The sequence below is a fragment of the Streptomyces sp. NPDC051907 genome, assembly GCF_040681075.1.
Taxonomy (GTDB): Bacteria; Actinomycetota; Actinomycetes; order Streptomycetales; family Streptomycetaceae; genus Streptomyces.
Genome location: NZ_JBFAYB010000077.1, coordinates 24,080 through 37,987 on the forward strand (window position 1 = coordinate 24,080; position 13,908 = coordinate 37,987).

General features: G+C 72.6%; 13 protein-coding genes. 8 read left to right on the forward strand and 5 right to left on the reverse strand.

Features of this window, described 5'->3' with window-relative positions:
- Positions 1-111 precede the first annotated feature (111 nt).
- Both AB0M39_RS30660 and AB0M39_RS30665 read left to right on the forward strand, forming a co-directional pair.
- Positions 112-723 (forward strand): TetR family transcriptional regulator C-terminal domain-containing protein, encoded by a 612-nt coding sequence (locus AB0M39_RS30660; RefSeq protein ID WP_365369337.1) that lies wholly within the window; start codon positions 112-114, stop codon positions 721-723.
- Between the two features lie 150 nt (positions 724-873).
- Positions 874-1,218, forward strand: a complete 345-nt coding sequence (locus AB0M39_RS30665; RefSeq protein WP_365369340.1) for a hypothetical protein — start codon at positions 874-876, stop codon at positions 1,216-1,218.
- A gap of 237 nt (positions 1,219-1,455) precedes the next feature.
- On the opposite strand, the gene AB0M39_RS30670 is transcribed toward AB0M39_RS30665, so the two are convergent.
- Both AB0M39_RS30670 and AB0M39_RS30675 read right to left on the reverse strand, forming a co-directional pair.
- Positions 1,456-2,505: a hypothetical protein gene (locus tag AB0M39_RS30670; RefSeq protein WP_365369342.1), complete on the reverse strand. Its 1,050-nt coding sequence runs from the start codon at positions 2,503-2,505 to the stop codon at positions 1,456-1,458.
- Positions 2,506-2,837: 332 nt separating this feature from the next.
- Entirely contained in the window at positions 2,838-3,167 is a 330-nt protein-coding gene (locus AB0M39_RS30675; RefSeq protein ID WP_365369345.1) for a hypothetical protein, read from the reverse strand.
- A 225-nt stretch (positions 3,168-3,392) separates the two neighbouring features.
- Here AB0M39_RS30675 and AB0M39_RS30680 point away from each other — a divergent pair, with 225 nt between their 5' ends.
- The gene (locus tag AB0M39_RS30680; protein WP_365369347.1) at positions 3,393-4,925 is read left to right on the forward strand and encodes an amidohydrolase; all 1,533 of its coding nucleotides are present in this window, start codon (positions 3,393-3,395) and stop codon (positions 4,923-4,925) included.
- A gap of 711 nt (positions 4,926-5,636) precedes the next feature.
- Positions 5,637-7,256: an AbfB domain-containing protein gene (locus AB0M39_RS30685; protein ID WP_365369350.1), complete on the forward strand. Its 1,620-nt coding sequence runs from the start codon at positions 5,637-5,639 to the stop codon at positions 7,254-7,256.
- 184 nt (positions 7,257-7,440) lie between these two features.
- On the opposite strand, the gene AB0M39_RS30690 is transcribed toward AB0M39_RS30685, so the two are convergent.
- The gene (locus AB0M39_RS30690; RefSeq protein WP_365369353.1) at positions 7,441-8,427 is read right to left on the reverse strand and encodes an NAD-dependent epimerase/dehydratase family protein; all 987 of its coding nucleotides are present in this window, start codon (positions 8,425-8,427) and stop codon (positions 7,441-7,443) included.
- A 166-nt stretch (positions 8,428-8,593) separates the two neighbouring features.
- Here AB0M39_RS30690 and AB0M39_RS30695 point away from each other — a divergent pair, with 166 nt between their 5' ends.
- The 3 genes from AB0M39_RS30695 to AB0M39_RS30705 all read left to right on the forward strand — a co-directional run bounded on the left by AB0M39_RS30695 (position 8,594) and on the right by AB0M39_RS30705 (position 11,810).
- On the forward strand, positions 8,594-10,033 hold the full coding sequence (locus tag AB0M39_RS30695; RefSeq protein ID WP_365369355.1) for a histidine kinase: 1,440 nt from the start codon (positions 8,594-8,596) through the stop codon (positions 10,031-10,033).
- 90 nt (positions 10,034-10,123) lie between these two features.
- Positions 10,124-10,618 carry a GNAT family N-acetyltransferase gene (locus tag AB0M39_RS30700; RefSeq protein ID WP_365369358.1) on the forward strand — a complete coding sequence of 165 codons (495 nt, stop codon included), beginning with the start codon at positions 10,124-10,126 and terminating at the stop codon, positions 10,616-10,618.
- A gap of 4 nt (positions 10,619-10,622) precedes the next feature.
- Positions 10,623-11,810: a GDSL-type esterase/lipase family protein gene (locus AB0M39_RS30705; RefSeq protein WP_365369361.1), complete on the forward strand. Its 1,188-nt coding sequence runs from the start codon at positions 10,623-10,625 to the stop codon at positions 11,808-11,810.
- Positions 11,811-11,890: 80 nt separating this feature from the next.
- Here the strand turns inward: AB0M39_RS30705 and AB0M39_RS30710 are convergent, their stop codons facing one another.
- Both AB0M39_RS30710 and AB0M39_RS30715 read right to left on the reverse strand, forming a co-directional pair.
- Positions 11,891-12,085 carry a hypothetical protein gene (locus AB0M39_RS30710; protein WP_365369363.1) on the reverse strand — a complete coding sequence of 65 codons (195 nt, stop codon included), beginning with the start codon at positions 12,083-12,085 and terminating at the stop codon, positions 11,891-11,893.
- Between the two features lie 335 nt (positions 12,086-12,420).
- On the reverse strand, positions 12,421-13,077 hold the full coding sequence (locus tag AB0M39_RS30715; RefSeq protein ID WP_365369366.1) for a DUF4142 domain-containing protein: 657 nt from the start codon (positions 13,075-13,077) through the stop codon (positions 12,421-12,423).
- A gap of 226 nt (positions 13,078-13,303) precedes the next feature.
- On the opposite strand from AB0M39_RS30715, the gene AB0M39_RS30720 reads away from it, so the two are divergent.
- Positions 13,304-13,837, forward strand: a complete 534-nt coding sequence (locus AB0M39_RS30720; protein WP_365369369.1) for a MarR family transcriptional regulator — start codon at positions 13,304-13,306, stop codon at positions 13,835-13,837.
- Positions 13,838-13,908: the final 71 nt, after the last annotated feature.

Below are 13,908 nucleotides of genomic sequence, written 5' to 3' on the forward strand. Positions count from 1 at the left end.
CCGTATTCCCGCGACACGCCGGGGATAGGCGAAGATGGGCGGCGGCGAGGACGGGCGCGGCCCCGCCCAGAGGACCTGAGACAGAACCGCACGACACGGGGAGCACACGACGTGGCCAAGGCAGAGCGCACGCGGGAGACACGTGAGCGGATTCTCGCAGCGGCGTGCGAGGTGATCGCCGAGGTCGGCTTCGAGAAGATCCGTATGCGCATGGTCGCCGAGCGCGCCAGCGTCTCGACGGCGCTGCTCCACTACCACTTCGAGACCCGCGAGAAGCTCTTCGCGGAGGCGATGACGCACTCCTTCGGCCAGACCGGCACCGACCTCGAGGGGGACGCCGACTCGGTGCCCGCCTCCCGTGTCCTGGCCCGCATCCTGCAGAACCTGCTCCCGACCGACCCCGTGCTCCGGCAGGACTGGAAGCTCTGGCAGGAGCTGTGGGTGCGGGCCCTGCGGGACGAGACGGCGCGGCACCTCGCGATCGACCTCTACGACCAGCTGCGCAGCTGGATCGGCCAGGCGCTGGAACGCGGCATCGCCTCCGGGGAGTTCGCCCGCTGCGACGTCGCCGCGACGAGCACGATGATGCTCGCGCTCTGCGACGGCTTCGGCATCCGCCTGATGCTGGGCGACCCCACGGTCGATGTGGACGGGGCGCAGAACGCCGTGTGGGGGGCGATCGCGCCGACCCTGGGGGTCCCGCCGGAGTTTCCGGCGGTCTGAGCGGCCCGAGGTGGAGTCGAGGCCGTCCCGTACGCGCTGCTGCGCCGCCCCTGCGCGATGGGCGACGGACGTGGATATGAGTAGGCGCGCGGGGACCGGTTGAGTAGCAGGGCCCAGTCGGCGGGGCGGTGCGTCCGGTTGGATCGGATCATGAGCACCGACCTCCCCACCGCCCCCGCCTCTTCCAGCCCCACCGCCGAGGCCGCCCGCCGGCTCCGCATGTGGTCCGTCGTCTGGGCCGCCCTGCTCGTGCCCGCGACGATCGCGACGGGGATCCTCGCCCTCACCGCCGAGAACGCCGGCCGCTGCATCGGCTACGACGAGAGCTGCGGCGGCAACCCCGAGTGGGCGTACGGGGGAAGCCTCCTGGTCGCCGGCGTCGCCTGGGCGACGGTTCTCTGCGTCCCGAGCATCGCCGTGCGCAGGGCCGCGCTGTGGATCCAGCTCGCGGCCGAGTGCGTCTTCCTGACGGCGGTCCTCACCACCTTCGCGTAGAGGCGGTCCCCCGTCGGCTCGAGTGCCGTGCGAGGGCTACGCCTGCCTCGTCCAGCGCTGCGATGCCTCTCCTGCGCGCGTCTGGGTGTTCAGGCCGCTGCTCATGCCCAGGTCGAGGCAGCCGCCTCCGTGATCGCTCCGCGGGCTGCCGCCCGAGCCCGTGCGCCACAGCCGGCCGGCGCCCTCAGCCTCCCTCCTGAGAACGGGCGGCGCCCTGCCTCTTGGCGGCGGCCTCGGTCACATCCCGTTGATCCCGCTCAGCGCGCCGCCCACCGGACCCTGGAACCGCGCCGCGGTGATCCGTACCTCGACGGTGGGGTGGTCCTGCGCCGCGTCCCCGCGGTGGAGCCGAGGGACGGGGACGCTCCGTTGCAGCCCCTGGCCCTCCATGCCCTCCTCGACCGGGCCCCCTACGCCCCCTCGGGGCGGCGCCGCCTCAGGCCCCGGAGCAGCGTCAGGACCCGGCGCGTCGGCGCTGCCGGGCTGGGTGTTCTCCGGCTGCACGGAGGGCGTGTACTGGCTCGGCGCCATACCGCTGTCGGCCATCAGCGACGAGGCGACGATCAGGCCGCCCACGGCGCCCGCCCCGCACACCCCGGCGAGATGCCCACGCCTGAGCGCGGGCCGCGTCCGCCGGCGGCCCCCGCTGCGCCGCGAGTCGCCCTCGGCCGGGCCCGTCGGCGTCACCTGGATCTCCTCCGGCCAGGCGTGGGCCGGCGACACGGCGATGTCCGGCATCGCGGCACCGGCGCCGCGGTCTCCGCGGTCGAACCATCCGGACGTGGCGGGCGCATCGGTGTACCCGGGCCACGCGTCGACGGCCTCCGGGGCGCCGGGCTCGGGCTGTGCGGGCAGCGGCGGATACTCCGGGCGCTCGCTGCGCGCCCACAGCGGTTCCACCACCGTCGGCGACGGCACGCCGTCCGACGCATAGCCCGCGTCCTGCGCGGAATCGCGCCGGAAGAAGACCAGATCCTCGAAGTCAGCGCCCGCCTGCGGCCCGTAGGGGGCGGCGGCAGGCGGGGCCCCGAAATAGGCGGCGGCGGCCGCCGAGGGCCCGGCCGGATCGGCGGGCGCCTCGACCACGGGCGGCGGGGTGGGGGCGTACTGCGGCCGGCGCCGTGTCTCCGTGTTTCCGCTGCCAAGGCCCCAGGGATCGCTCCGGTGCAAGTCCTCGCGGGCGGCGTCCAGACCGTCCAGCACCTTCTGGAAGGACTCCATGATCGTGTCCATGGAGACGGGCTCCCCGCCGGGAGTCGACAGGGGGTCATGGCGATCGGCGTACACGGCAGTCCTCCTCGGCCGGCATCCCTCGCGCACTGTCCGGCAGGCACCGGACAGCGAGACGACGGGATGTCGTGTGGTTCGTTGGACGCCAGCGAAGGCAACGGGGTACGCGCCGTCCGTGACGATCCGGGTGATGACTGCGGCCGCAGGCTTTGTCGTTCGTCCATGGATACGCAGTACGGGCGTTGTTGACTCAACTCTTCTTCCACCAGCTCCCGTCTGGGAGGGCGCGGGACCCGCGCGACGTGCTCGAACCTCATGGTGGCCAAGCGGTTCAGCCGCTCGCCCGAGCACGCCGAGCCGTCGGCCGGGCGCACGCTCGGCGGGGTGTGTCAGGGGAAGGCGGTGAAGCCCTCTGACTGGTCGAGGTGGAAGGGGGCGCCGGGGGCGTCCGGAATCCAGCCGCGCATGCGAGCGGCGCGGATGGCGGCTGCGACGTCCGAGGGCAGGACGGGAGCGGCTGGGCGTCCCATCCAGTTGCTCGGGTGCGGCTGACTGGTCGTGACCACGAGGGTCGCGCCGGGCTGGTCGGCATGCTCGATCGCGTAGGCGAGCGGAGACCAGACCATTCCCTGGTCATAGGTCGGCCTGCCGCGAAGCCTCCAGCGGTAGGCGGTGTGATCGACGGTGATACGTCGCGACCCCTTCTTGGCCAGTGCCATGCCCACACCCTCCCCGGCTGATACTCCCCCGACAGACGGTCGCACCGTACCGGGGTCCGCCCCTCCAGCGTCACGGGTTTCCGGCGGCGCGCGACGACGGGCCGAGGCGAAACTGAGCCAGGCCGGGAGCGAGCGGCCCTCCCCTCGCCTCGGCGACGCCCTAGAGTCGGAACAGCCTTGCACCCACCGCGAACTCGTCCGCGCGCCGCGCACCAGGAGGCAGAAGTGACCACGCTCGACCGACGGACCGCCGAGCCCTCCCGCTCCGCCGCCGCGCCGATCACGCTCTGCCGGGTGCGGCTCGGTGCGGGCGGCCCGCTGAGCGACGTGACGATCGAGAACGGTCTCGTCGGCGCGGTGCGGCCCGCGCAGGCACACCCGCGGCGCGGCGAGCGAGGAGTCGACCTCGACGGCCGGACGCTCCTGCCCGGCCTATGGGACGCGCATGTGCACATGGCCCAATGGGCCAGCGTCCGCCGCCGGTTGGACCTGTCGGGCACGGCGTCGGCACGGGATGCGGCGCAGGCCGCCCACGACCGGGCGGCGGACTTGGCGCCGGGCGAGCTGCTGATCGGGTTCGGCTTCCGGGACGGCCTGTGGCCGGACATACCGCACAAGGAGCTGCTGGACGCCCTGCTGCCGGACCGTCCCGCCGTGCTGCTCAGCGCGGACCTGCACTCCGCCTGGATCAACTCCCCCGGACTCGCCCTGCTCGGCCGCGGCGACCACCCCACCGGACTGCTGCGCGAGGACGACTGCCGGGACGCCACCGCCCAGCTGCCCGCAGTGCCCGAGGACGTCCTGGACCGCTGGGTGCTCGACGCGTGCTCAGCGGCGGCGGAACGGGGGATCACCGGGTTCCTGGACTTCGAGTACGCGGACAACATCGGCGACTGGACCCGCCGCATGGCCACCGCCGCCGTGCCCGTGCGGGTGGCCGCCTCTGTCTACCCGGAGTATCTGCAGGCGGCGATCGACCGCGGGCTGCGCACCGGCGACGTTCTGGACAGCCCGGGCGGACTGCTGGAGACCGGTCCGCTGAAGCTCTTCACGGACGGCTCGCTCAACACCCGTACCGCCCTGTGCCACCAGCCCTACCCGGGCGCGGCGACCGGGCAGCCGGGGGCCCATGGCCTGGCCAAGACGACGCCCGAGGAACTGGCGGCCGTGATGCGGCGGGCCGCCGCGCACGGGGTGGAGCCGGCCGTCCACGCGATCGGCGACCGCGCCAACGAGATGGCTCTGGACGTGTTCGAGGCGGTCCGCTGCCGCGGCCGGATCGAGCATGCCCAGCTCCTCACACCGCAGGACGTGCCTCGCTTCGCCGCCCTGGACATCACCGTCGGCATCCAGCCCACCCACGCCCCGGACGACCGCGACGTCGCGGACCGGCACTGGAGGGGCCGGACCGGCCAGGCCTTCGCCTACGCCGACCTGCTGGCCGCCGGCGCCCGCCTTGAGCTGGGCTCCGACGCTCCGGTCGCGCCGCTCGACCCCTGGCTGACCATCGCGTCCGCCGTGACCCGGACCCGCGACGAGCGGCCGTCGTGGCATCCGGAGCAGTGTCTGCCCCTGGAACAGGCTCTTGCCGGAGCGGCCCGAGGGCGGCGTCTGATCCGGGTCGGCGACCAGGCGGACCTGGTGGTGGTCGACGCCGACCCGCTGACCGCGGACGCCCGCGCCCTGAGCACGATGCCCGTCCACGCGACCATGCTCGCCGGCGGCTGGACGTACCGGTCGCCCGCGATGGCCGATTGAGCCGACCGGCCACGTGGGGACCGTTCCTATCCGGCTGAGAGATGGCTTCTGCCCGTACCGCGTCGCGATCGGTTCTACAAAGCAGAAAGGTCCGTCGATCGGTTCGGGCGACGGACCGACTGGCTTTATCGAACCGGAATTTCATCTACCGCAGGGAGTGGCGCGTCACAGCGCCAGAAGATCATTGCGTTGCTCGGCATACGCGCGTTAGGGTCCTGGTGACCAGCCTGACCGGGCAGCGTTCTGGAGGGGACCGACGGGGCAGCGATGCTTCGGCGGACCGGACGCCCGAGGGTGTTTCACGCGTAAAGCAGGGGGAGTTGTGAGGCGTAGGTCTACGCATTCCGTTTTCATGGCGGATATCTGTGTCACCGTGCTGCCGAATGGGCCTTCAGGCCCTACCGCATCGGCCAGGGCCCTTTCTCTTTGACGCTACGGCATTCCTACGGATCGCTCACTTCCCTTCCTGTTCCAGGGAATGGCGAGATTCCGCCGGGCCCCAGGGCCTGAACGGCTGCGCGTCCCGAATCACCGATTCTCCATCCCGGCGGCCCCCATGGGCTCGTACCGCGACGACTGCGCGCGGTGACCGCACACCCGACGTCTGCTCCGCGTGACGCTTCCGCCTGCCCGCGGAGCGGCCGGCCGCCGCTGCCACCTTTCTCATGTCGAGCCGCCGATTCGCGGCGGCAGAGGAGTCTTCACACCACGATGAACACCAAGCACACCGCTCCCGCACGCATGCGACGGATCGTCGGACGCGGCCTCGTGACCGCCACCGCCCTCGCGGCCGTCGCCGGCGCCGTCGCGCCGGGCGCCGTCGCCGACAGCCCGACCGGGACACAGGACGTCGCGGCCCGCGCGGCGGGCATCGGCACGACCGACGCACAGCGCGTCGAGGCGGCGGCCGCGGTCCGTCTCGACCCGACCGCCGAGGTGCTCCTGCTCAGCGACTACGACTTCATCCACGCCCTGTGGCAGAAGGCCAGCGACGCGGGCGAGAAGCTGGACTCGGTGCGCACCGCCGCCGAGCAGGCGATGGCCAGCACGGTCGCCGAGGACCATGTGCGGTTCATCGTGACCGGCGTCCACGAGGCGTACCGGCTCGACCAGCAGCGCGAGCGCGACAGGGCCGAGGCGGAGCGCGCGGCCCGGCTGGCCAAGTCCCAGGTTCTGCTCGCCATCGGCATTCCCAGCACGCCGGAGCTGCTGGCCCTCGGCGACGACAACTTCATCCGGGCCGTCGCCAGGCACGAGGCGTCCGGCCCCGAGGTGCGGGCCGCGGCGCTGAAGGCGCTGGTCGGCGAGCCGGCGGACTGGCGGGAGTTCATCGTCAACGGCGCCCGCGAGGCTCATAAGCGCGATGTGGCCAAGGAGTTGGAGGACCTGGAGGAGCAGAACCGCAAGGAGGCCGAGCGCCGCAAGGAGCTGGCCGCCCGCAAGAGCGCCGCGGCCCTGTTCCGCATCACGCCCTCCGAGGCCATGCTCGTGCTGAGCGACGACAACTTCATCCGCGAGCTCCTGCGCCAGTCCCCCGCCGACCTGCACGGCACCGAGCTGTACACCGAGGGGCAGCGCGCCACCCTCAGCTCCGACCCGGCCGCGTGGAAGGCGTACATCCACACCGGCGCCGACGCCGCGTACAAGCGCGACGACGAGAACCGCCGCAAGAAGGCCGCCGAGGCGAACCGCAAGCTGGCCCTGCAGATCCAGGCCGCCGCCGAGAACGGCGGAGTCAACCCCAACCTGGTCGCCGCGGCCAAGAAGGCGCTGGCCGGCAGCGACGACGCCGTCGCGCTCTTCCTCAAGGCGGAGACGCAGTACCGCCTCAAGCGCCAGTCGCTGAGGGTTCGGGACGGGGGCGAGTACGCGCGTCAGTCCAACGCGAACGGCGGGAACGTCGTCCTCAACGGCTCGCTCAGCACGAGCAGCGCGCTGAGCGACCGCGAGGACGCCACCTGGGTCGTCGTGCCCTCCCTGGCGAGCCAGCCCGGCTGCTACTCCTTCGAGTCCGCGCGCAAGCCCGGCTACTACCTCAAGAGCGGCAAGGCCGAGCAGAACGGGCTCCGCGTGCAGGTCGCCGCGGACGACCGGAGCACCACGTTCCGCAAGAGCGCCACGTGGTGCGTCGAGAAGCCCCGGGTGTTCCCCCAGCGCGGCGGTGTGTCCTTCACGCAGGCCGCCGGGACGAGCAAGAACTGGCTCTCCCCCACGACCGGAGAGGTCTTCGCCCGCTCCAGCTTCTTCTTCACCCTGCCCGGCGGCGCCGAGGGGGAGGGCAAGCCGGTCCGCATGGCGACCTGGAAGGTCACCGCACCGCTGGCGCCCTGACCTGCCGGCGCCGTCACCCCGGTCGCCGGTTGCGAGGGCCTTCTGTGCTCGGCAGGGACGTCGACGTCTCCGCCGACCGCAGGAGGCCCTCTCCCGTCGCCGGCACCGGGGGGGCGGGGCGCTTCAGGGCGGCCGGTACGAGACCTGCTGGACGTGCGGCGCAGCCAGCAGCGCGCCCGAGCCGTCAGCCGAGCGCCTCGATCAGTTCGCGCTCGCGCTCGGCGCTGAGGCCGGCACGCCTCGCGCGGTCCAGGCCCTGCTCGCGCTCCCACACCAGCGTGTCGGCCAGCAGCTCCGCCGGGGGCCGGTGGCGCAGCCCCGCGGAGCGTGCCGCGGACCCGTCGCGTGCGGACCATCCCTCCCAGCCCGGCGTGGCCACCCACATCGGGAGCGACTCGGGCCCCATGTACTCGGCCACGCCCTGCGCGAGAAGCCATCCCGAGTCGGCGGCGACCACCGGACCGGTGTGTCCGCCGGCAGCGCGGGACAGCTCCACCCACTCGGCGAACGGAACGACCGGACCGACGGCGTCGTACGTGCCGACGATCCCCCTCTCCGCGGAGTCGAGCAGCCACGCCGTGAGGTCCCGCACGTCGACCGCCTGCGTCGGCGTCGTCGGTGCGTCGGGGACCAGAAGCGGCCCCCTCGGGTCACGAGCGGCACGCGCCGCCCAGTACCCCGATCGTCCGCTGTGGTCCCCGGGGCCGCCGATCAAGCCCGCACGCGCGATCAGGAGGCGGTCGCCCACCGCGGCTGCCGACGCCTGCTCGCAGGCGACCTTGGCCTCGCCGTACAGCGCTTGGTCCGCCTCGTCTCGGTCGGTCGGGGCGAGGAGCGCCGCGGACTCGTCAGCGCCCAGCACGCCATGGGAGGCGTAGGCGCTGATGGAGGAGACATAGGCCCAGTGCCGGGCCTTGCCGCCCAGGGCGTCGAGCGCCTCGCGGACGAAGCCCGGCTGCCAGGACACCTCGACGACCGCGTCCCATTCGCGGTCGACCAGCGGGCCGTACACCGAGGGGTCCCGCCGGTCGCCGGCCAGCAGCGTCGACCCGGCCGCGACCTCTCCGCTCTCGCCGCGGGCGAGACACGTCACCCGATGGCCGCGCTCGATCGCCTGCCGCGACAACTCCCGGCCCGCCCATGCCGTTCCGCCCAGAATCAGGATCTCCATCCCGACACCCAACACCACTGCCGCCGAGCACCCCTTACGCATTCGCTGACAGCGGATCCACACCACCACGCACACCGGGGAGGCCCCACCTCGTCGGGTCGCGCGTCCCGAGGCACTGGACTTTCGGCAGTGTCGGGCGGGCGCCGAAGTCCGTACCGTCGCCTCCGTGGACAGCACAGCGATCAAAGGCGAGACGCGCGGCGACGCGGAGCGCACCGTCGATCCGGGGAGCCTGCCGGCCGCGGCTGCAGCCGTGTTCGGCGGGCTGAGCATGGTGAGTCTGTGGTGGGCTGTGCCGACCGCGGTCGTCGCGTTTCTGGCAGGGCGGCGGCCCGGGCGGACGGCGCCGACGGTGCTCGCTCTGGTCGCGATGCTCGCAGCCGGCGTGGTGGCGGTGTCCGTCGTACCCGCCTGGCTTCCGCTGGGGACGCGGTTCGTCGCCGTGGTGGTCCTCGCCGCGATGCTGCCCTGGTTCACCGGCCGGTTCTGGCGTCAGTACCAGGAGCTCGTCCGGGCAGGCTGGGCGCGTGCCGAGCAACTGCGCCGGGAGCAGCGGCTGGTCGCCGACCAGGCCCGGATGCGCGAGCGGGCGCGTATCGCGCAGGACATGCATGACGCACTCGGCCACGACCTCAGTCTGATCGCCCTGTCGGCTGGCGTCCTGCAACTCGCGCCGGGCCTCGACGAACGCCATCGCACGGCCGCGGGCGACATCAGGGCCAGGACGGCGGCCGCGGTGGAGCGGCTCGCGGAGGTGATCGGCGTGCTCGGCGAGGAGGCCGACGACGCGTCGGCGCGCCCCGACACCGCGAGTCTCGCGGATCTGATCGCCGAGGCCTCCGCGTCCGGGCTCGTGATCGAGTCGTACGTCGACGGAGCGTCGGACGGTGCGCCCGCGGTGGTCGAGCGGGCCGCCTACCGCGTCGTACAGGAGGCTCTGACGAACGTCGCCAAGCACGCGCCCGGCGCGACGGCGACCGTCCATGTGACGCATACGGACGCGGAGACCGAGGTGAGAGTGGAGAACGGCCCGCCGCCGTCCGCGCACGGTCCGCGGCCCCACAGTGGAGGGCGCGGACTCATCGGCCTGGCGGAACGCGTGCGGCTGGCCGGCGGCGCCTTCGACCACGGCCCGTGCGGCGAGGGCTACACCGTCGTCGCACGGATGCCGCACACACCCCCCTCCCAGCCGCCGCCCACCGCGTCCGCGTCCTCCGTGTCCGGCCGCGAACTCCCTCAGGAACACCGCCGCGCCCGGCCCCGCGTCACACGGTCCCTCGTGACCGCGGTCATGGCGCCCCTGGTGGCGGGGGCAGTGCTGAGCGGAGCGCTCATGGGGTGGGAGACGGTGTCCGCGTCGCAGTCCGTCCTGGAACCGGGCGACTACGCCCGCCTGCGCATCGGGCAGGACCGTTCCGCGGTGGAGCCTCTCCTGCCGGACCGGCAGACGAGCCGGCGACCGCACTCGGCCGAACCGGCAGGAGACGACCTGGCGTGCGAGTACTACGCGATGACCGCCGACCGGTTCGACGACCGGTCCGGAGACGCCTACCGGCTCTGCTTCCGGAACGGCACACTGGTGTCCCTGGACGCCCTCACCCCGTGAGCACCCTGTCCGCAGGCTCGACCTGCGGGCCGAAGACGTTGCTGCCCGCAGGGCAGTTCGCCCCCGAGGGACCGTGGGTAGGGTGAGGGGATGATCGAGATTCGTCGCGCCGGCCCGGACGACGGGGACGCACTCGGAGAGATCCACGCCGCCGCCTGGGAGGCGGCCTACGCCCCCTTCTTCAAGCCGGAGTTCGCCGCCCGTGCCGTCCAGAGCAGGCGTACCCGATGGCACCAGCGGATCGCCGAAGGAACAGCGACCAACCTGCTCGCCGTCGTCGACGGCCGACCGCTGGCACTGTCCGCCTACGCCCCCTCCCCGACCCGGCCGGGTCTCGCGGAGATCTACAGCTTCTACGCCCATCCCGACGGCTGGGGCAGCGGCGTCGCCGCCGCCCTGATGACCGAGACGCTGCTCCGCCTCCGCGACGACGGATTCACCCGGGTCCACCTGTGGACGCTGCGCGACACCCCGCAGTCCCGTCGCTTCTACGCCAAGTGCGGCTTCACAGAGACCGGCGCCACACGCACCCACGACTTCGGCGACGGCAACCCCCTTGGTCAAGTCGAGTACGAACGAGGCTGAGACGATGCACACCACCCCGCACGACTGGATCACGACGCCCGTCACCATGGACCTCCTGCGCGGCGCCCTCGACCTGGAGCGCACCGCGCACGGGGTGCTGCCCCACCGGCTGACCGCCCGGGCCCGGGCTCAGAACACCGACGCGGCGCTCGCCATGGCGGCGTCCCAACCCTCTGGCGTACGGCTTGTCTTCCGCACCGCGGCCACCGCGATCGAGCTGGACACGCTGGCGACCAAGCGGGTCTACGTGGGCGCTCCGCCCCGCCCGGACGGGGTGTACGACCTGCTCGTCGACGGACGTCTGGCGGGTCAGGCCAGCGTGGCCGGAGGCAATACCCTGACCATCGACATGGCCACCGGGACGGCCGCACACCAGCCCGGACCGGTCGGCAGCCTCCGGTTCACGGGTCTGGCCGACGGCGTCAAGGACGTCGAGATCTGGCTGCCGCACAACGAGACCACCGAGATCGTCGCCCTGCGCACCGACGCCCCCGTCGAGCCCGCACCCGACCGGGGCCGCAAGGTGTGGCTGCACCACGGCAGTTCGATCAGTCACGGCTCCGACGCGGCGAGCCCCACCACCACCTGGCCCGCGCTCGCGGCCTCCCTCGGCGGTGTGGAACTGATCAACCTGGGCCTGGGGGGCAACGCCCTGCTCGACCCGTTCACCGCCCGCGCCCTGCGGGACACCCCGGCCGACCTCATCAGCATCAAGATCGGCATCAACCTCGTCAACACCGACCTGATGCGCCTGCGCGCCTTCGGCCCCGCCGTCCATGGGTTCCTCGACACCATCCGCGAAGGCCGGCCCACCACACCGCTGTTGGTCGTCTCGCCGATCCTGTGCCCCATCCACGAGGACACCCCCGGCCCCACCGCCACGGACGTGACCGCTCTCGGCGCCGGGCAGCTGCGCTTCCTCGCCGCGGGCGATCCAGCGGAGCGCGCGAGCGGGAAGCTGACCCTGGGCGTCGTCCGGGACGCACTGGCCAAGATCGTGGAGCAGCGGGCGGCCGAGGACCCGAACCTGCACTACCTCGACGGCCGTGACCTCTACGGCCAGGCCGACTCCGCCGAGCTGCCGCTGCCCGACCAGCTCCACCCGGACGCCGCCGCACACCGCCGCATCGGCGAGCGCTTCGCCGAGCTGGCCTTCGCCGTCGACGGCCCCTTCACGGACCGCAGCGCCTGAGGCGGGGCGCTGTCGCGCCACCCGTCTTCGGCGAGACGCAACGGCAGCGGCGGGCGTGGGTCGATCGCTCGCGCGGTCGCCTATTCGCCGCCGCCGTCATTGCCGCTCACGCTCCGCCGTCGGCTCTTGCCGGAGCGGCGCAGCAGCTCGCCCGCGCCGAGCGTCGCGGTCGCCACGACGCGGACCCAGCGGGGCCCGCCGCGCTCTGCCCACACCACGCACACGCACCCGCCGACGGCGAGCGCCAAGGCGCCAAACAGCACTAGTACGGCCATGTTCCCACCCCTGTGTCTCTTCGTACGGTCCTGGTGATCGTCTCAGGCCAGGAAAGGAGTCGATCCCACAGGGTGTGGCGAGGAGGGCTTCAACAGCTGGACTGGCCTGCCGTCGCAGCCGCGTCACCGTGCCAGCGCCCCAGCTCCCAGGCAAGGACCAGCCATCCGCCGAGCCCTCCTCGCAGGGAAGCATTGCACAGTGCAAAGAAGACTTCCAGAGCCAGGGAGCCCGGCAGTCCGCTTCCCTGCGCGGACTCGAAGGCGTGGACAGGCGTGAGCAGTCGTACGCATGACGATCCGCCGGGCGCCGTCGCGTTGCTCCACACCCAGGCGGGCTACTTCGGCGTGACGTCCGCCTCGACTTCCTTGAGCGTCGCGGGGTCGACCAGGCCGGTGTCCTCCAGGACCTCCATGTGGTCGAGCACGGTCTGGTTGGCCTGGCGGGCGTGCCGGCGGATCAGGTCGTTCTGGGTCGCGGCCCGCACCTCAGCGATGGTGGCGAAGATCTTGCCGTGCGAGGCGCGCAGCACATTGGCGAAGAGGCGGTCGAACTCGGCCCCTTGAGCCGCTTCGAGCTGCCTGACCCACTCCTGCTGCTCGGGCGTCGCCTCGTTCGGCAGCTCGACGCCGAGGATCTTGGCGTCCTCGCGGACCAGCTGATCGAGCTTGCTGTGACCGTCGAGCAGATGGAGTCCCGCACGCCGGACGGCGTCGCTGGACGCGTTCGTCTGGGCGATCCGGCCGGCCGGGATCTCCCACAGACCTGCCTGCCGTACCTTCACCAGGAAGGTGCGGTCCACCTGTGTCACGGTCAGAGCGTCGGCGGAGCCGCTCTGGCCGGCCGCTCCCGAGGCGTCGTAGTGCCCGGCGTTGTGCTGGGGCGTCCCCGAGGCGAGCTGGTCGGCCGAGGCCTCCCCGCCGGTACTCCGAATCGCTATCAGCACGGCGGCGACGACCGCGCACGCGGTGGCGACGATCGCGATCGTCCTCATGGAAACGCTGGGCCGTTCTGCGCGTCGGTTCGGACGCATGATGCCTCCCGGTTGGGCATGTGGAGCGCTGGCTTCTCATCTCGTCGGGAACGGGGATCTCATGCGGCTGGCACGGCGCGCGACTACAGATACGGACGGGACTCCCGGGATGTTCACGCCGCGGGCGAGTCCTCGCAGACGAAGGGGGCGGCGACGACGAGCCGGGAGGGCAGGGTAGAAAAGGGGTATGAACGACAGAGGGCACTCTCCGCGCGCCGTTGACGACGTCGACGCGGTCACCCGCGCGGTGCTGACCGCGTCCCGGCTCCTGGTCGCGGTCACCGCCCGCTCCCTGGCCGCCGTCGAGGACCGGGTGACCCTGGCCCAGCTCCGGCTGCTCGTGGTGCTGTCGACCCACGGCTCGGCCAAACTCGTCGTGCTCGCCGACCGGCTGGGCGTCAATCCCTCGACGGCCATGCGCATGATCGACCGACTGATCGCGGCGGGCCTGGCGGACCGGCAGACCAACCCGGACAACCGGCGGGAGACCGTACTGCGGCTCACGGACGAGGGGCGTGCCCTCGTCGAGGACGTCACCGAGCGGCGCCGGCAGGAGATCGCGGCGATCGTGGAACGCATCGCACCCGAGCAGCGCTCCGCGCTGGTCGACGCGCTGACGGCGTTCACCGAGGCGGGCGGAGAGCCGGCTGTGACGGAAGGGGACGGCGGCCTCCACCCACTGGGCTGGGCGGACGTGCCTCCCTTGCAGCAGAGCAGCTAGCCGCCAGCAGCCGAGCGGGGCCAAGAGCCCGCGCATCCGCACGCAGAAGTGTGCGCCGGGCAGGTCAGCCG